We start from the raw sequence: 17,086 nt of genomic DNA, 5'->3' as shown, positions 1-17,086 counted from the left end.
CGCTGCGCGATCATCGCCCCGACATGCTCGACACATCGCAGGGTGAGCCGCCGGCTCCCGCCTCCGAGGCCCCCATCGCCCGGGCCGCCACCGCTCTGGCTCCCGAGCCCTCCCCGGCCGCGGCGCCCTCCGCCGCGGCCGAAGGGCGCGGGTGTCTCTTCGCGCTCTCCCAGCCGCCGCTGATGATCTTCCTAGCGGTGGTCGGGACCCTGCTGCTGCTCGCCGCCCTGCACGACCTCTATCTGCTCTGAGCCCTCGGGCCGGCCGTCCGCCTCCTTGCGGCGGGCCCGGTACGCGGCCACGTGCAGCCGGTTCCCGCAGGTCCGGCTGTCGCAGTAGCGGCGCGAGCGGTTCCGGGACAGGTCCACGAAGGCCCGCCGGCAGTCCGGGGCCTCGCAGCGGCGCAGCCGCTCCTGCTCGCCGGAGACCACGATGAAGGCCAGCGCCATCCCGCCGTCCGCCGCCAGGTGGTCGCCCACCGAGGCGCCCGGCGCGAAGTAGTGCACGTGCCAGTCGTAACCGTCGTGGTCGGTGAGCTGCGGGGTGGTGCCGGCCGTGGCCACGAGCTCGTTGATCAGTGCGGCGGCCGGACGGGAGTTCGGTGCTGCGAAGACCTGGGCGAACTTGCCCCGGACCGCCCGCACCCCGGCGAGGTCGCGGGCGCCCAGCTCGCCCACGTCGCTGATCGCGTACTCCTCGACGAAGCCGCGCAGCGCCCCGATGTCGGACAGCCCGTCGGGCTGTTCCGGTTCGGCCGCGGTGTTCACCAGCGCGACGACGACGTCGAGCGCGCGACGGGTGTCGTGGGGGATCTGCACGGGGGTCGCTCCCTGGGGGCCGGGCCTTGCGGCGGCGGGCCGCTGCCGCCCGCTGGGGGCCGACAATAGCGCTTACCGCCGGAAAGGTACCCGAGCACACCGGCGCCGCCCCCGCGGGTGGCTCCCGCGAGGACAGCGCCGGCACTGCCGTATGTGGTTGTCCGTCCCGCACCGTCGCCCCGAGTCGGACGGTGGCGGGCTGGGGGCCTGGCTCAGCTTTCGGCCAGGATGTGGGAGAGCTCCTTGTCGAGGTCGAAGTGCCGGTGCTCGGTCCCGGGTGGGACCGCGGCGTCCGTCCGCTTGAGGAACGACTCGAGGGCTCGGGCGGGTGCTTCGAGCAGCGCTTCTCCCTCCGGTGAGCTCAGGGCGATGCAGACGACGCCCTGACCGTGGCTGCGGGACGGCCAGACGCGGACGTCGCCGGTACCGGTGGGCCGGTGGAGGCCCTCCGCGAGGAGGTCGCGGGCGAACACCCATTCGACCGTTTCCTCGGCGCCGGTGTGGAAGGTGGCGTGCACGGCGTAGGGGTCGGCCGTGTCATACCGCAGGCCCGCGGGAACAGGCAGTGAGGACTCGCTCGACACAACGAGGCGCAGGTGCAGCTCGCAGCTGACCGTGGTGTTCATAAGCGCCAGGGCCTTTCGCTCAGTGTGCGCTCGGGGATTCGCACGTCGGCGAAATCGACATGCCACCTACGGTGCCGTTGTAAACCCCTCTGACCGTTTTGCGGACCTCTGGGTCCCTCGGACGGCGGATCCAAACCGGCATTCACGTGTGCTTCCGGCTCCGGTAGATTCGGCGCCATGAATACGGGGAGTGACCGCGGAACCAACGAATCCGCCAACAGCGAGCCGGCCTCCGAAGAGCCGCCGCACGAGTCGAAGGCACCCGCCTTCATCAAGGCCAACCGCAGCCTGCACCTGAGCTGGCAGGTCGGCGTCTTCGTCGTCGGCCTCGCCGTCATCGGCGCGGGCGTCGCGATGCTCGTCCTGCCCGGCCCCGGCTGGGTCGCGATCTTCGCGGGCCTGGCGATCTGGGCCACCGAGTTCGCCTGGGCCTCCCTCGTCCTGCGCTGGACGAAGCGCAAGGTCACCGAGGCCGCGCAGAAGGCCCTCGACCCGAAGGTGCGGCGCCGCAACATCATCCTCACCAGCGTCGGCCTCGCCATCGCGGGCGCGCTGATCGGGTTCTACCTGTGGAAGTACGGCCTCACCCTGCCGTGGAACATCAAGGACCAGTGACCGGCCGGTCCGGCGCCCGCCCGAGGGTGGTCACGGAGCACCGCTGACATGCGGTAATGTTTGCGGTGCGTCCGGGCGATTAGCTCAGTGGGAGAGCACTTCGTTCACACCGAAGGGGTCACTGGTTCGAACCCAGTATCGCCCACCCGGAGCAGAGGCCCGGAGACTCGGAAGAGTCTCCGGGCCTCTGTCGTACCCCCGTCCCCGCCGCCGTCAGCGCAGCCGCCCGATCGCCTCCCGCAGCCGGCGGGCGTCACGCAGCCGCTTCTCGTACGTCGCACCCACCACCAGCAGCAGCAGGCCCGCCAGGGCCGGCGGCAGCCAGCGCGGCAGCACGCCCACCACCTGCACCACGTACGGGGCCAGCTCGTGCAGGGCCACCGCCGCCAGCACCGCACCGCCCAGCAGCAGCGGCGCCCGGAGCCGGCGGTGCGCCCCCGCCAGGGTGAGGGCCAGCGCCACCGCCCCCAGCAGCAGCGGCCGCTGCCAGTGCGCGTCGCCCCAGGCGGCCACCAGGCTCGGCAGCAGCGTCGCCGCCAGCCCCGGCCCGTACGCGGACCAGGACGAGGCCCCCGGATCCCGGCGGCGGCGCAGCAGCCCCACCGCGAGCGCGGGCACCGACACCGGCAGCGTGTACGCCTCGGGCACCGCCACCCCCCACGCCGCCAGCCGCACCCAGGCGGCCGCCACGAACAGCGCCCCCGCCGCCCAGCCCAGGGCGTGCCGCTCCGCCCGCAGCGCCGCTCCCGCGCACACCGCCCCGGCCAGCCCGAGCACCAGCGCCAGCACCGGCGCGTCACCCGCAGCCGAAGCCCCGGCCACCGCCAGCGCCCCCGCCCCGGCCGCCGCCGCCTCCGCCGCGACCCGCACCGGGCCCAGCCGGGGCGCCGACGCCACCACCAGCGCCGGGACGACCAGCACCGCCACCGCCCGCCAGGACCAGGGCAGCTCCGCCACCGCGCCCAGCGCCACCACCAGCCCGGCCGCGTAGCCGACGGCGCCCACCGCGCAGCCCGCCCGCACGGGCACCGCGGCGGCCCTGTGGGCGGCTCCCAGGGCGCAGCAGGCGCCCAGCAGCCCGAACACCGCGAAGGTGGCCGCCCGGCCGTCCAGGGCCGCCAGGGACACGCTGAAGGCCCCCACGGCCGCGCACCCCCCGGCTGCGAACGCCACCGCCCGCGCCGAAGCCCGCGACGCCCCCACCCCGGCTGCCGCCACCCCGGCCGCCGCCACCACCCCGAGCTGCGCGGCGAACACCGCCCAGGCCGGCAGGCCCGGCCGCATCGGCACCGCGAACAGCGCCGCCCAGCCGCACACCACGGCCGCCGCCCCCGCCACCGGCCGCGGCAGCACCCCGCCCGGCAGCCACAGCGCGGGCGCCGCGAGCAGCAGCGCCACCGCGAGCCCCGCACCCGGCCCGCCCTGCTGCGGGGCCGTCGCGGCCCACACCTCGCGCAGCACCACGGCCCGGGCCGTGAGCGCCACCACCACCGCCGTCAGCCCGGCGAGCGCCCCGAGGGCCGCCACCGCCGCCCCGGCCCGCAGCAACCCGCGCCGCACCGGCCCCGGGACCGCGCCCGAGCCCGCCCGCACCACCGCCGCCGACAGCGCGAGCGCCGCCGCCACCCGCACCGCGACCGCCCACCCCGCGGAGCCCGCCCCGGCCGGGACCAGCGCCCCGGCCGCCGACACCGCCGCCAGGCCCCCGGCCAGGGCGGCCGCCGAAGCCCGCGGCTCGCGCCAGGCCACCGCCACGCCCAGCAGGCCCCCCGCCGCCAGCAGCAGCGCCGGCCAGGCCGCACCCGGCTCCGCGAGGGACCGCACCAGCCCCACCGTCAGCGCCGTCCCGCCCAGCACCCCCGAGCACACCCACGCCGGCACCCGTACCGCCCGGCGGGCCACCGCCGACGCCACCGCCGCGTCCAGCGCCGCCGTCGCCAGCAGCGCCGCGCCCACCCCCAGCGGGCCCGCCCCCGCCGCGGCCGCCGCCAGCGGCAACGGCAGCTGCGCGGCCCCCACCGCGGCGAGCAGCGGCAGCCGCAGCCGGCCCAGGGCCGCCCCGTACCCGGCCCAGACTCCGGCCAGTACCGCCGACGCCGACGCCGCGTACGCGACCCCGTCGGCACCGGACAGCCCGACCGCGCGCACCGCGTACGCGTCCAGCACCGTCAGCAGCAGCCCCACCCCCGCGACCGCCTCGGCCGTCGACCGCAGCCCGCGCCGCAGCAGCGCGGCGGGCGCCGCGAGCGCCCCCGCCGTCAGCAGCGCCAGCACCGCCGAGCGGCCCCCGATCCCCAGGGAGCCCCAGCTGACCAGGGTGAACGCCAGCGCGGCCACCGCCAGCAGCACCGCGCCCAGCGTCAGCAGCACGTTCTGGGCGCTCGGCGTCGACGCGCGGGCGACGGGCACGGGCGGCCCGAACCGCGCGGCCGGCCCGAACTGCCCCGACGGCACCGGCTGCCCCGGCACCGCCTGCCCCGACGGCACCGGCTGCGCCGCAAGGAGGCGCAGCAGCCAGTCCCGTCGGGCCAGCAAGCAACCGCGCCGGGCCTCCAGTTGGGCGAGTTCGCCGTCGATGAGCGCCAGCTCGTGGGCCGGCGGCAGGGGGGAGTCCATAGCCGGAGTGTGGCGCCCGTCACGCCATCAGGGCATGGGCGTGCGTACTCAGATGAACGTTGAGTACCTACTCGGGAGAACGCCCGCCCCGCCGCGCCCCGGCGGGCCAGACTGGAACCATGCCGCGCTGGACGCACTACCGCTTCCGCAGCGTGTGGGACCTCGACGCCCCGCCCGCGCTCGTCTACTCCCTGCTCGCCGACCCGGCCCGCTACCCGGACTGGTGGCCCCAGGTCCGCCGGGTCGAGCGGATCGACGACCGCACCGGGACCGCGCTGATCCGCTCGGCCCTCCCGTACGGGATCCGCGTCACCCTCACCGACCTGCTCCACGACCCCGCGCGCGGCGTCCTCGAAGCGGCCCTGAGCGGCGACATCGAGGGCTGGGCGCGCTGGACCGTACGCCCCCGGGGAGGGGCCGGCGCCGGCCGTACGCGGGCGGTCTACGAGCAGGAGGTCGAGGTACGGGCCGCCCTGCTGCGGAGGTTCGCGCTCGCCGGGCGGCCGGTGTTCCGGCTCAACCACGCGCTGATGATGCGGGCCGGGCGGCGCGGCCTGCGCGCCCTGCTGACCGCTCCGCCGGAAGCGGTTTGATCCGGCCCCGAGGCTCTTGTATTGTTCAGTGCGTTCCCGGGCGATTAGCTCAGCGGGAGAGCACTTCGTTCACACCGAAGGGGTCACTGGTTCGATCCCAGTATCGCCCACCGGGACAGGCCGGTCCGTCTGATGACGGACCGGCCTTCCGCATTTCCTGACACTTCCCCGGACTCCCCGGACTCCCGGGCCCGCCCCGAGCCGGTCGGCCGGTCGGTCGCCGGTCAGGCGGCCTGCGGCAGCTCCGGGCGCAGCGGCCAGTGCGGGTCCACCGCCTCCGGAGTGCCCTGCCGGGCGAACCACGCCTGCAGGCCCCGCGCCTGTGCCGCGTGCCACACCGCCTGGAGCGTGTGCAGCTCCGCCGGGGTCAGCCGCTCCAGCCGCGCCGCGAACCTGCGCCCGACCGCCCGTACGACCTCCAGCGCCGCCTGCGCGTCCACCGAGGCGTCGTGCGCCCCCTCCAGCTCTATCCCGTAGTGCGCGCACAGGTCCGTCAGCGTGCGGCGGCCCTTGCGGTAGCGGTCCAGGTGCTTGTCCAGGACCCGCGGATCCAGCACCGTCAGCGGCCTGTTGTCCAGGTACCGCGCCAGCGTCGACGCCCGGTGCCGGCGCAACTCCCGGTCCAGCAGCGTCAGGTCGAACGGCGCGTTCATCACCACCACCGGCCGCCCCGCCACCTGCTGCTCGCCCAGCGCACGGGCTATCTCCTCCACCACCGGCGCCGGCCACCGGCCGTTGCGCTGGAGGTGCTCGTCGGTCAGGCCGTGCACTTCCGTGGCGCCCGGCGGCACCGGAACCCCGGGATTTACCAGCCACCGCGTGGAGCGGACCCGGCCGCCCGCACACTCCTGCACGACGAGCGCGGCGGACACGATCCGGTCCTGCTCGACGTCCACCCCGGTGGTCTCCGTGTCGAATGCGGCCAGCGGCCCCTCGTACCAGCGTGTCATGGCGAACTCCTCGTCCCCGGTCGGCGGATGGGCCGCACCGGGCACCTCTGCCCCATGACGCGCCGACCCCCGCCGAATCCGTGATACCCGGGCTGTTTGCCCCGTACGCCGTTTGCGGGCGGCCGGGTACGGAGACAACTCCCTCGGGGGGTCGCACGCTTGACCGGTCGTCACCCCCCCCATTCCCGTTCACCGTTCACGGCAGGGCCCGGAAGGCATGGGGAGCCGGCCATGGCGCTCACACAGCCCGAACCGGGCGGGGTGCTGCACGGACAGGGCGATCCGCCGAGCGGACCGCTGCGCGGCACACTCGCCACCACCGCCTGCATGGAGACCCTCCAGGTGGGCTACCTGCACGCCGTAGCGGCCGCGGCCGGCTGCTCGCTCTCCCAGCCCTTCCCCGACAACGGCATCGACTGGCACGTCAGCCACGGCGCGCCCGAGCACGTCGTCGACGACGAGGTGACCATCAAGGTGCAGCTGAAGGCGACCTACCAGGTACCGCCCCGCCCCGCCGGGGCCAGCTTCGGCTTCACCCTGGACAACGAGCACCTGGTGAAGCTGGCACGGACACCGGTCGCCGTCCACAAGATCCTCGTGGTGATGCTCGTACCGCGGCAGCGGGAACAGTGGCTGAGCGCCGGGCACGACCGGCTCGACCTGCGGCACTGCTGCTACTGGACCAACCTCGCCGGTCACCCCGTGACCGGCCGGCGCCGCACCACCGTACGGATCCCCACCGAGCGGATCTTCGACGACCGGGCGCTGTGCGAGATCATGACCCGGGTCGGGTCGGGAGGGACACCCTGATGGACCGGTACCCAGCGCACCTCGAACCGCTGCCCCGCCCCGGACTCGCCCCGGACGCCCCCGATCCCGGGCAGGTCGACCCGCAGGTCCTCGGGGCGCTGCTGCACCGGCACGGCTGGCTGCGCCGCGGCGGAGCGGCGGGCCGCTACGGGCGCTGGACCCCGCCGGACCGCGCCGGGACCAGCCTGCTCGTCCCCGAGAGCCGCGGCTTCCCCGACTGCGCCGACCTGCTGGAGGAGGCGCTCACCGCGCTGTCCCGCAGCGGGGTGCCCTCCGCGCGGGAGGTGCTCCTCGGGCTGAGCGTGCCCAGCGACGAGGTCCGCTGGGAGCGGGAGGTCCCGCAGGGGCCGTACGGCTTCCAGGGCGAGGCCGCCTGGCCCGCGCAGGAGCGGCTGCGCTCGGCCGCCCGCCGGCTGCTGCTGGCCGGGGCCCTCGCCGACCGCGCCCGCGCCGGGTACTACGGCGCGCGCCACCGCGCACAGGCCGAGCGCTTCCTGGACGGGGTGCTGGTGGGGCCCGCCCCGGGCGGGCGCAGGCTCGCCGCGTACGTACCCGTGGCCGGGGGGCGCGGGGTGGTGACGCGGCTGCACCACGCGCTGCACGCGGCGCGGGAGGCGGTGGACTACCAGAGGGCGACCGGCGGCATGGAGGCCTTCGACGCCGCCGTGGCGGCGGGGGTCAGCCGGGAGCTCGCCGAGGCGCTGGTCTCCCTGGTCCGGGGCTCGGAAGGGGCCCGGATCGCGCTGGCCTGGGCACCGGCGGCCGGGGCCCCGGCCGGGTGCGCGGCACGGCCCGAGCCGGTGGAGTTCTCGCCGGGCGACCTGCCCGTGCTGCGCGAGGCCGCAGCCCGCTACACCCGGGCCGAGCCGGCCGTCGCCGTCCGGCTCACGGGTGCCGTGGTCCGGATGCGGCGCTCGGCGTCGGGCGGCGGGGGGACGGTCCGGCTGCGGGTGCTGTCGGGCGCGGAGGTCCCGTACGTACGGGCCGCCCTCGACGAGGAGGGCTACCGGATCGCCGTCCACGCCCACCTGGCCGGAATGCCGGTCCGGGTCAGCGGCCGGCTCTCCCGCCGGGGCGGCTTCCGCAGGCTGGCACGGGCCTCGGACGTGACGCCGGTCCCGCTCGACGAGATGGAGCGGGACCGGCTGATGAAGTCCCTGGACGCGGCCTTCGACCCGGAGGACGTGCTCCCCTCCGACGACTAGGAGGGACTTCGCCGACACCCCCGGGGGCGTCCGCTAGGGCGCGACCGGTGACGCGGTGTCCGGGCTCTTGGGGGGCCTGCTGCCCACGAGGGACTCCGCCGGGTCGCCCCGCTCCACCGTCACCGGGACGCCGCCGGTGATCTTCTCCAGCCGGGCCTTCAGCTCCTTCGACGCGGCGCCCGCCTCGGTGCTCGTCACCACGACCCCGGACGCGTCCCGGGCCGCCGAGAAGCTGTACAGCGGGAAGGCCGACCGGCCCTGGTCGGCGGTGAGCCGGTCCACGGCGGCCCTGAGCTCGCGGTGCGTGTAGCGGCTCAGGTAGAGGTCGGCGCGGCCCGGGTCGACGGAGGGGTCGGCCTTCCGGGCGGCTTCCAGGAGCAGGCGGCCCCGGGCGAGGTCGGTCACGCACACCGCGACCCGGCCCGCGGGCCGGTCGGTGGTGTGGGTGCCGTAGACGTCCGCGAAGGCCCCGTACCCCTGGGCGCCGACGGCCTGCGACAGGCTCACGGCCTCGGGGGTGTTCGCGGGAGTCCCGTCGATGGTGGTGGGCGGGGCACCGGGCTCGGAGCGGTCGGCTCCGGGGCAGGCCGGCGCCCCGCCGGCGGACGGCGGTGCGGACGGCGGTGCGGACGCCGGCGCGGGCGGCGCGGGCGGCTCGGCCGCCGGGCCGGAACCGGCGGCGGTCCCGCAGCCGGTGAGCAGCGCGGCGGCGATGCAGGTGAGCGTGACTGCGGTACGGCGCATGGTTCCTCGTTCCCCCTGGGTCCCCTGTGATTCGGGCGCCCCTGTGACGTACCCGGCCGCCGGCCGGTTCCCCCACGGCCCTACACGGTGCCGCGCAGGGTGAAGGAGGCCATCCGCAGACCCGGGACGGGGGTGAAGTCCGCGCCGCGGGTGAAGCCGAGGCGCTCGTACAGGGCGACCGCGGGGCCGTTGTCCGCGCCCGTGGTGACCTCGACCGGGCGGCCCGGGAAGAGCTCCGCCAGGGCGTGGCGCACCAGCAGCGAGGCGATGCCCCGGCGGAACCAGGCCGGGTCCACGCACAGCCGGTCGACGGACACGCCGTCCCGCGTCTCCTCCCAGGCCAGGAACCCCGCGACCGTGCCCGCCCCCGTCACCGCGCCCAGCCAGCGCAGCGGCCGCGCCCGCATCGTCTCCAGGCTCTCGCCGAGCGCGGGGATGCCGTCGAAGCCGATCAGCTCCGCCTCGACCGCGTACGCGGCCAGGCCGATCCGGTGCACGGCGGTGGCCGTCGCCTCGTCGGCGAGGTCCAGCGGGCGGGGCTGCGGCATGGGGGCCGGTCCTTCCGGGGGCGGGGCGGGGCGGGTCCGGCCACGCTACCCCGGAGGACGGGGACGGACCGGGTGGTTTTCCGGCCCGGCGCCCCGCCCCGGCGGGGCTCGGCCGACCGCCCCACGGGGCTGGAACCCGCGCCCGCCAGCCGGCCGCGCGGCGGGGCTCGGGGGCGCCCCCGTTAACCGTTTCGCGGCGCGGCCGCTCGGCTCGGTACGATTCAGGCGCGCAGCGTTGGCCTGCGTACCCCCTGAGTCAGGAGAGACCGGTGTCAGACGTCCGTGTGATCATCCAACGCGATTCCGAGCGGGACGAGCGCGTGGTGGCCACGGGCACTACGGCGGCGGAGCTCTTCGCCGGCGAGCGCACCATCGTCGCCGCCCGCATCGCCGGTGAGCTGAAGGACCTCTCGTACGAGGTGCGGGACGGCGAGACCGTCGAGCCGGTGGAGATCTCCTCCGAGGACGGCCTCAACATCCTGCGCCACTCGACCGCGCACGTCATGGCGCAGGCCGTGCAGGAGCTGTTCCCCGAGGCCAAGCTGGGCATCGGCCCGCCGGTCCGCGACGGCTTCTACTACGACTTCGACGTCGCCAGGCCCTTCACTCCCGATGACCTCAAGACCATCGAGAAGAAGATGCAGGAGATCCAGAAGCGCGGGCAGCGGTTCGCCCGCCGCGTGGTCTCCGACGAGGCGGCCCGCGAGGAGCTCGCCGACGAGCCGTACAAGCTGGAGCTCATCGGCATCAAGGGCTCCGCGTCGACCGACGACGGCGCGAACGTCGAGGTGGGCGGCGGCGAGCTGACCATCTACGACAACCTGGACGCCAAGACCGGCGAGCTGTGCTGGAAGGACCTCTGCCGCGGTCCCCACCTGCCCACCACCCGCAACATCCCGGCGTTCAAGCTGATGCGCAACGCGGCCGCCTACTGGCGCGGCAGCGAGAAGAACCCGATGCTCCAGCGCATCTACGGCACCGCCTGGCCCTCGAAGGAGGAGCTGAAGGCGCACCTCGACTTCCTCGCCGAGGCCGAGAAGCGCGACCACCGCAAGCTCGGCAACGAGCTCGACCTCTTCTCCATCCCGGACGAGATCGGTTCCGGCCTGGCCGTCTTCCACCCGCGCGGCGGCATCATCCGCCGGGTGATGGAGGACTACTCGCGCCGCCGGCACGAGGAGGAGGGCTACGAGTTCGTCTACTCCCCGCACGCCACCAAGGGCGCCCTCTTCGAGAAGAGCGGCCACCTGGACTGGTACGCGGAGGGCATGTACCCCCCCATGCAGCTCGACGGTGGTACCGACTATTACCTCAAGCCCATGAACTGCCCGATGCACAACCTGATCTTCGACGCGCGCGGGCGCTCCTACCGTGAGCTGCCGCTGCGCCTGTTCGAGTTCGGCACCGTGTACCGGTACGAGAAGTCGGGCGTGGTCCACGGCCTGACCCGTGCCCGGGGCTTCACCCAGGACGACGCGCACATCTACTGCACCCGCGAGCAGATGGCCGAGGAGCTCGACCGCACGCTCACCTTCGTGCTGAACCTGCTGCGCGACTACGGTCTGACCGACTTCTACCTGGAGCTGTCCACCAAGGACCCGGAGAAGTTCGTCGGCTCGGACGAGGTCTGGGAGGAGGCCACCGCGGTCCTCCAGCAGGTCGCCGAGAAGCAGGGCCTCCCGCTGACCCCCGACCCGGGCGGCGCGGCCTTCTACGGCCCGAAGATCTCCGTGCAGGCGCGCGACGCCATCGGCCGCACCTGGCAGATGTCGACCGTGCAGCTGGACTTCAACCTGCCGGAGCGCTTCGACCTGGAGTACACCGGCCCGGACGGCTCCCGCCAGCGCCCGGTCATGATTCACCGCGCGCTGTTCGGCTCCATCGAGCGGTTCTTCGCGGTGCTGCTGGAGCACTACGCGGGCGCCATGCCGCCGTGGCTGGCCCCGGTCCAGGCGGTCGGCATCCCGATCGGCGACGGGCACGTGGAGTACCTGCAGGAGTTCGCCGCCACGGCGAAGAAGCAGGGCCTGCGGGTCGAGGTGGACGCGTCCTCCGACCGGATGCAGAAGAAGATCCGCAACCACCAGAAGCTCAAGGTCCCGTTCATGATCATCGTCGGTGACGAGGACATGGCCGCGGGTACCGTCTCCTTCCGCTACCGCGACGGTTCGCAGGAGAACGGCATCCCGAAGGACGAGGCGCTGGCCAAGCTGGCCAAGGTCGTCGCCGACCGCGTCCAGGTCTGATCCAGGGCTGGTCCAGGTCTGGTCCAGGCCGGCCGGCCACCGAGCGGGGCCCCCGGAAAGCGATCACTTTCCGGGGGCCCCGCTCGTTCGTCCGGACGAGGTCATATGCTGCATGGCATGACGATTGAGCCGGAGCGGCAGAACGGTGTGGGCACGCACGACGGGTTCCAGCGCCTGTGGACCCCTCACCGGATGGCCTACATCCAGGGCGAGAACAAGCCGACCGGCCCGGAAGCCGGGGACGGCTGTCCCTTCTGCGGGATTCCTGAGATGTCCGACCAGGACGGCCTGATCGTGGCGCGGGGCAAGCACGTCTTCGCGGTGCTGAACCTCTACCCCTACAACGGCGGCCACCTGATGGTCGTCCCGTACCGGCACGTCGCCGACTACACGGAGCTCGACGGCCCGGAGACGGCGGAGCTGGCGGACCTGACCAAGCGGGCCATGGTCGCGCTGCGGAAGGCGTCGGGGGCGCACGGTTTCAACATCGGGCTCAACCAGGGCAGTGCCGCCGGCGCCGGCATCGCCGCGCACCTGCACCAGCACATCGTGCCCCGCTGGGGCGGCGACACGAACTTCATGCCGGTCGTCGGCCACACCAAGGTGCTGCCGCAACTGCTCGCGGACACCCGCCAGATGCTCGCCGACTCCTGGCCGAACGACTGATCAGCCCGTACGGCCCTCGCGCCGGCCCGTACGGCCCTCGCGCCGCTCCGCCAGGACCGCCTCCACATCGAACTCGGCGAGGCCGAGCGGCGGGCCGGGCGGGGGCCGGCGCAGCGCCGTGCGGATCTTCTCGTTGACCTCCGCCAGGATCTCCCGGGCCCGGCGCTCCGTCCCGGCCGTCAGGGCCGCCTCCCGGGCGTCCTCGGCCTCCTTGCGCAGCGCCAGCGCCGGCGGCAGCACGGCGAAGCCCTCGCCGTGCAGCTTGCGCCTGATCCACCACATCTCGTCGTACGGGGCGTCCAGCGAGGCCATCGGCTTGCCCCAGCCCGGCAGTCTCTCGAACTCGCCCCGGTCGGCGGCCTCTCTGATCTGCCGGTCCACGAAGGACTCGAAGCTGACCCCCGGCGGCTTGCGCTCGGTCATGACGGCTCCTCCCGGGGTCGTCGGCTGGGACTCCTCCAGCGTACCTACGCGTCGCAGCGTCCCTACGCGTCGTAGACGTCCGCCTTGCGCGGGGCCGGCTCCTGGATGAGGCCGTTCATGATCGAGGACCGGTTGGTGAAGGCCGCGGTGTCCACGCCGTTCTCCTCCAGCACCTTGAACGTGGCCGCGTGCACCGACCGCAGCACCGGGGCCACGGTGCGCAGGGCGTCGTCCGCCATGAAGCGGTGGCGCCACATCGAGCCCGCCCAGACGTGCCGCAGGCCGAAGGGCTCGGGCAGGACCAGCTTGCCGCCGAAGTACTCCAGCAGCGGCGGGTACCAGGTCAGCGGGGCGCGCGCGGCGAGGCGTACCACCTCCATGGTGTCCACCAGCGGCAGTGGGCGCTCCACCGTCTCCCAGAAGCGGATGGACTTGGGGACCTCGACCACCGGGGGCTTGGACTTGGTGGTGAACAGGCCGTGCACCGGGCCGAGGGCGTGGGCGGTGACGTCCACGCGCAGGGTCTTGTAGAGGACGGTGACGGTGACCAGCATCGTGATGACGAGCTGGCCGTCCCAGAGCGGGTACTGGATGCCGAGGTAGTGCCGGTTGCCGGCGCTGAACTGCTGCTCGTTGCAGATCCGGGTGATCTCGTGCGGCTTGACGAGGAAGGTGTCGACGTCCTCGCCGCTCGGGCGGGCCACTTCGGCGGCGCCCTCGCCGACGGGGGTGACGATCCAGTGCTGGATGGAGGCGGTCGGGAACCCGCCGGTGTGCAGGGGGCCGCGTTCCAGCTTGCGCAGCTGGGAGTCGATCGCGCGTATGACGTCCCAGCTGCGGAAGGGGTGGATCTCGTGCCCGTCGGTCTTGGGGTTCAGCTCCTCGGCCATCTGCCAGCTGCCCCAGCGGGTGCCCATGCCGAGGATGCCCTTGGGGCCGGCGTAGAAGACCGAGTTGCTGCGGTTCTCGGCGGTCAGCTTCGCCAGCTGGTGGCGCAGGTCCTCGCGGGCCTTCTCGTCCGGGTTGCCGGGGACCGCTTCGGGGATCTTGGCGGCGACGGGGGCGCCGCCGCCGAGCAGGCCGTCCCAGCGGGAGCGCAGGTCGGCGGCGGTGTTCTCGCAGATCCGGCGGGCCAGGTACCAGCCGAGGACGGGCGCGATGATCGCGCCGAGCAGGTAGAGCTCCAGCAGGCCGCTGCCGGGCTGGCGGTACAGCACCCGGTAGAGCAGGACCGCGCCGAAGAGGACCACGGCGACCAGCAGGGCGGTGCCGATCCAGGTGCTCTTCTTGCCCTCGCCCTTGGACAGGGTCTTGCGCAGCTGGAAGAGGCCGAGCCAGAGCAGCAGTCCGGGCAGGAACACGACTCCGCTGACCAGCATGATCAGGCGCAGCTTGCGGTCGCGTTCCTTGCGGATGCGGGAGGCGGCCAGGCAGTGCTCGACGACGGTCTGCGGGTCGGCGCCGAAGGACTGGATGAGCGGCTTGCGGCCGGAGCCGAGGGTGCGGGCCTCGACGGCGCGGCAGAAGGCCTCGCCGAGGCTGGGTTCGAGGAGGGAGACCTTCGGGGCCTTGACCGAGGCCGGGTGGTTCTCGCTGTTCGCCCCGAGTATGGAGGACAGGGCGGTGTCCTTGCCGCCGTCGCGGTACGCGGCGGAGGCGAGGGCGTTGGTCGCCGCGGTCTGACCGCCGCCCCCCTGGAGAGGAATCTGTGCTCCGGGCCTGAAGTCGAATCCGTCGTCCGCCACCGCTGCCCCCATCGCCGTGCCACTGTGCTCTTTGCCCGTGGTGCCGTCGTGCTAGTCGTGCCGCCGCCGTTCGCGGCGTGTCGCGCCCGGTCGTGCCGTGCCGTGCCGTGCCCGGTCGTGTCGCGCTCCGTTGTGGTCCGTTGTGCTCTCCGTCGCGGCGAAGAGCCTATATGCGTACTCGTCCCCATGGTCATGGGACAGGGAAATACCGCCCACCGCAAGCTGGTTGGGTGGGCGGTATCCGGTGTGCTATGTCAACTGGCTTCCCTTCTCGGCCTGTTCGCGAACCTTGTCCGCGAGGTGGGGCGGCATGGGTTCGTGCCGGGCGTACGCGCGGCTGAAGCGGCCCGTGCCGTGGGACACGGAGCGCAGGTCCACGGCGTAGCGGCCGATCTCGATCTCGGGGATCTCGGCGCGCACCCGGGACCGGCCGGGTCCGGCCTGCTCGGTGCCGACGACGCGGCCGCGGCGGCCCGCGAGGTCGCTCATGACCGGGCCGACGTACTCGTCGGGCACCTCGACGTCGAGTTCGGCGACGGGCTCCAGCAGGTGGATCGGGATGTCGGCGGCGGCTTCGCGCAGGGCGAGGGCGCCGGCCGTCTGGAAGGCGGCGTCGGAGGAGTCCACCGAGTGCGCCTTGCCGTCGCGCAGGATGATGCGTACGTCGACCAGCGGATAGCCGGCCGCGATGCCGCGGGCGGCCTGGGCCCGTACGCCCTTCTCGACGGACGGGATGAACTGGCGGGGGACGGCGCCGCCGACGACCTTGTCGACGAACTCGATGCCGCTGCCGGGCGGGAGGGGTTCGACCTCGATCTCGCAGATGGCGTACTGGCCGTGGCCGCCGGACTGTTTGACGTGCCGCCCGCGTCCGGCGGCCTTGGCGCCGAAGGTCTCGCGGAGGCTGACCTTGTGGGGGACGGGGTCGACCTGGACGCCGTAGCGGGTCTTGAGCCGTTCGAGCACGAGGTCCTGGTGGGCCTCGCCCAGGCACCACAGGACGAGCTGGTGGGTGTGCGGGTTCTGCTCCAGCCGCAGGGTGGGGTCCTCGGCGACGAGGCGGGCCAGGCCCTGGGAGAGCTTGTCCTCGTCGGCCTTGCTGTGGGCCTCGACGGCGAGGGGGAGCAGCGGCTCGGGCATCGGCCAGGGCTCCATCAGGAGCGGGGAGTCCTTGGAGGACAGGGTGTCGCCGGTCTCGGCGCGGGTGAGTTTGGCCACGCAGGCGAGGTCGCCGGCGATGCAGGTGCCGAGGGTGCGCTGCTGTTTGCCGAAGGGGGAGGTGAGGGTGCCGATGCGCTCGTCGACATCGTGGTCCTCGTGCCCGCGGTCCTCCAGACCGTGCCCGGACACGTGGACGGTCTCCTCGGGGCGCAGGGTGCCGGAGAAGACGCGGACCAGGGAGACGCGGCCGACGTAGGGGTCGGAGGAGGTCTTGACGACCTCGGCGAGCAGCGGCCCGGCCGGGTCGCAGGTGACGTCGGGGCGGGGGGAGCCGTCGGGGGCGGTGACGGCGACGGGGGCGCGTTCGGCGGGGGTGGGGAAGCCGCCGGTGATCAGTTCGAGGAGCTCCACCGTGCCCAGGCCCTGGCGGGCGCCGTCGGCGGCGGGGGCGGCCATCAGGACGGGGTGGAAGGTGCCCCGGGCCACTGCCCGCTCCAGGTCGTCGATCAGGGTCTTGACGTCGATGTCCTCACCGCCGAGGTAGCGGTCCATGAGGGTCTCGTCCTCGCTCTCGGCGATGATCCCCTCGATCAGGCGGGAGCGGGCGTCGTCGATGAGGGCGAGCTCGGCGGGGTCCGGGTCGCGTTCCGCGCGCTCGCCGGAGGTGTAGTCGTACACGCGCCGGGAGAGCAGCCCCAGCAGGCCGTTGACGGGGGAGTGGCCGTCCGGTCCGGCCGGTCCGTGCAGCGGGAGGTAGAGCGGGATGACGGCGTCCGGGTCGTCGGCGCCGAAGATCTCTCCGCAGACGGCGGTCATCTGGGAGTAATCGGCGCGGGCTGCCTCCAAATGGGTGACGACGATGGCGCGCGGCATGCCGACGGCCTCGCATTCGTCCCAGACCATCCGGGTGGCTCCGTCGATCCCGTCGGAGGCGGAGACGACGAAGAGGGCCGCGTCAGCGGCGCGCAGGCCGGCCCTGAGTTCCCCGACGAAGTCGGCGTATCCGGGGGTGTCCAGGATGTTGATCTTGATTCCGGCCCATTCGACGGGGACCAGGGACAGCTGGACGGAACGCTGGCGGCGGTGCTCGATCTCGTCGTAGTCCGAGACCGTGCCCCCGTCCTCGACCCGTCCGGCCCGGTTCACGGCCCCCGCGGTCAGGGCCAGGGCTTCGACCAGAGTGGTCTTCCCGGCGCCGCTGTGGCCGACCAGCACGACGTTCCGTACGGAATCGGGGCGGTCGGCCGTCAGTGCCCTGCCGGCGGCTCCGGCTTGGTGTGATGTGGCTCCCATGCTTCTCGTGCCTCCTGGTGTCGCGGT

General features: G+C 74.0%; 16 protein-coding genes and 2 tRNA genes. 9 read left to right on the top strand and 9 right to left on the bottom strand.

Annotated elements, in window-relative coordinates:
* Positions 1-23 precede the first annotated feature (23 nt).
* Positions 24-251, top strand: coding sequence for a hypothetical protein (locus ACZ518_RS23975; RefSeq protein ID WP_469115043.1), 228 nt, complete (start codon positions 24-26; stop codon positions 249-251).
* On the opposite strand, the gene ACZ518_RS23970 is transcribed toward ACZ518_RS23975, so the two are convergent.
* Together ACZ518_RS23970 and ACZ518_RS23965 are read right to left on the bottom strand one after the other, a co-directional pair.
* The gene (locus ACZ518_RS23970) at positions 192-818 is read right to left on the bottom strand and encodes a CGNR zinc finger domain-containing protein (protein WP_469115042.1); all 627 of its coding nucleotides are present in this window, start codon (positions 816-818) and stop codon (positions 192-194) included. The genes ACZ518_RS23975 and ACZ518_RS23970 overlap by 60 nt on opposite strands.
* 212 nt (positions 819-1,030) lie before the next feature.
* Positions 1,031-1,444 carry an SsgA family sporulation/cell division regulator gene (locus tag ACZ518_RS23965; protein ID WP_030011909.1) on the bottom strand — a complete coding sequence of 138 codons (414 nt, stop codon included), beginning with the start codon at positions 1,442-1,444 and terminating at the stop codon, positions 1,031-1,033.
* Between the two features lie 177 nt (positions 1,445-1,621).
* Here ACZ518_RS23965 and ACZ518_RS23960 point away from each other — a divergent pair, with 177 nt between their 5' ends.
* Both ACZ518_RS23960 and ACZ518_RS23955 read left to right on the top strand, forming a co-directional pair.
* Entirely contained in the window at positions 1,622-2,059 is a 438-nt protein-coding gene (locus ACZ518_RS23960; RefSeq protein ID WP_469115041.1) for a TIGR02611 family protein, read from the top strand.
* Between the two features lie 73 nt (positions 2,060-2,132).
* Positions 2,133-2,204, top strand: a tRNA-Val gene (locus tag ACZ518_RS23955).
* Positions 2,205-2,272: 68 nt separating this feature from the next.
* Here ACZ518_RS23955 and ACZ518_RS23950 read toward each other — a convergent pair.
* Positions 2,273-4,675 (bottom strand): SCO7613 C-terminal domain-containing membrane protein, encoded by a 2,403-nt coding sequence (locus ACZ518_RS23950; RefSeq protein WP_469115040.1) that lies wholly within the window; start codon positions 4,673-4,675, stop codon positions 2,273-2,275.
* A gap of 119 nt (positions 4,676-4,794) precedes the next feature.
* On the opposite strand from ACZ518_RS23950, the gene ACZ518_RS23945 reads away from it, so the two are divergent.
* Positions 4,795-5,268, top strand: a complete 474-nt coding sequence (locus tag ACZ518_RS23945) for an SRPBCC family protein (RefSeq protein WP_469115039.1) — start codon at positions 4,795-4,797, stop codon at positions 5,266-5,268.
* Between the two features lie 38 nt (positions 5,269-5,306).
* A tRNA-Val gene (locus ACZ518_RS23940) sits at positions 5,307-5,378 on the top strand.
* Positions 5,379-5,492: 114 nt separating this feature from the next.
* On the opposite strand, the gene ACZ518_RS23935 is transcribed toward ACZ518_RS23940, so the two are convergent.
* A complete protein-coding gene (locus ACZ518_RS23935) occupies positions 5,493-6,218 on the bottom strand; it encodes a 3'-5' exonuclease (protein ID WP_362474165.1) in 726 nt (241 codons plus the stop codon).
* A 231-nt stretch (positions 6,219-6,449) separates the two neighbouring features.
* On the opposite strand from ACZ518_RS23935, the gene ACZ518_RS23930 reads away from it, so the two are divergent.
* Both ACZ518_RS23930 and ACZ518_RS23925 read left to right on the top strand, forming a co-directional pair.
* Positions 6,450-7,028 (top strand): DUF4365 domain-containing protein, encoded by a 579-nt coding sequence (locus tag ACZ518_RS23930; protein WP_469115038.1) that lies wholly within the window; start codon positions 6,450-6,452, stop codon positions 7,026-7,028.
* Positions 7,028-8,233, top strand: coding sequence for a hypothetical protein (locus tag ACZ518_RS23925; RefSeq protein ID WP_469115037.1), 1,206 nt, complete (start codon positions 7,028-7,030; stop codon positions 8,231-8,233). The genes ACZ518_RS23930 and ACZ518_RS23925 overlap by 1 nt, the downstream gene beginning before the upstream one ends.
* A gap of 33 nt (positions 8,234-8,266) precedes the next feature.
* Here the strand turns inward: ACZ518_RS23925 and ACZ518_RS23920 are convergent, their stop codons facing one another.
* Together ACZ518_RS23920 and ACZ518_RS23915 are read right to left on the bottom strand one after the other, a co-directional pair.
* Positions 8,267-8,977: a hypothetical protein gene (locus ACZ518_RS23920; RefSeq protein ID WP_469115036.1), complete on the bottom strand. Its 711-nt coding sequence runs from the start codon at positions 8,975-8,977 to the stop codon at positions 8,267-8,269.
* 80 nt (positions 8,978-9,057) lie between these two features.
* Positions 9,058-9,525 carry a GNAT family N-acetyltransferase gene (locus tag ACZ518_RS23915; protein WP_469115035.1) on the bottom strand — a complete coding sequence of 156 codons (468 nt, stop codon included), beginning with the start codon at positions 9,523-9,525 and terminating at the stop codon, positions 9,058-9,060.
* Positions 9,526-9,794: 269 nt separating this feature from the next.
* On the opposite strand from ACZ518_RS23915, the gene thrS reads away from it, so the two are divergent.
* On the top strand, positions 9,795-11,771 hold the full coding sequence (gene thrS / locus ACZ518_RS23910; protein ID WP_469115034.1) for a threonine--tRNA ligase: 1,977 nt from the start codon (positions 9,795-9,797) through the stop codon (positions 11,769-11,771).
* Between the two features lie 105 nt (positions 11,772-11,876).
* Positions 11,877-12,437, top strand: a complete 561-nt coding sequence (locus ACZ518_RS23905) for an HIT family protein (protein ID WP_469115033.1) — start codon at positions 11,877-11,879, stop codon at positions 12,435-12,437.
* Here ACZ518_RS23905 and ACZ518_RS23900 read toward each other — a convergent pair whose 3' ends face one another.
* The 3 genes from ACZ518_RS23900 to ACZ518_RS23890 all read right to left on the bottom strand — a co-directional run bounded on the left by ACZ518_RS23900 (position 12,438) and on the right by ACZ518_RS23890 (position 17,059).
* Positions 12,438-12,860, bottom strand: coding sequence for a DnaJ family domain-containing protein (locus ACZ518_RS23900; protein WP_469115032.1), 423 nt, complete (start codon positions 12,858-12,860; stop codon positions 12,438-12,440). It lies immediately after the preceding gene.
* 62 nt (positions 12,861-12,922) lie between these two features.
* Positions 12,923-14,605 carry a hypothetical protein gene (locus ACZ518_RS23895; protein WP_469115031.1) on the bottom strand — a complete coding sequence of 561 codons (1,683 nt, stop codon included), beginning with the start codon at positions 14,603-14,605 and terminating at the stop codon, positions 12,923-12,925.
* A 249-nt stretch (positions 14,606-14,854) separates the two neighbouring features.
* Positions 14,855-17,059, bottom strand: a complete 2,205-nt coding sequence (locus ACZ518_RS23890; protein WP_469115030.1) for an elongation factor G-like protein EF-G2 — start codon at positions 17,057-17,059, stop codon at positions 14,855-14,857.
* Between the last annotated feature and the right edge of the window lie 27 nt (positions 17,060-17,086).

This window comes from Streptomyces sp. NPDC033966 (genome assembly GCF_055575955.1).
This window is presented reverse-complemented; position numbering and strand designations above follow the sequence as displayed.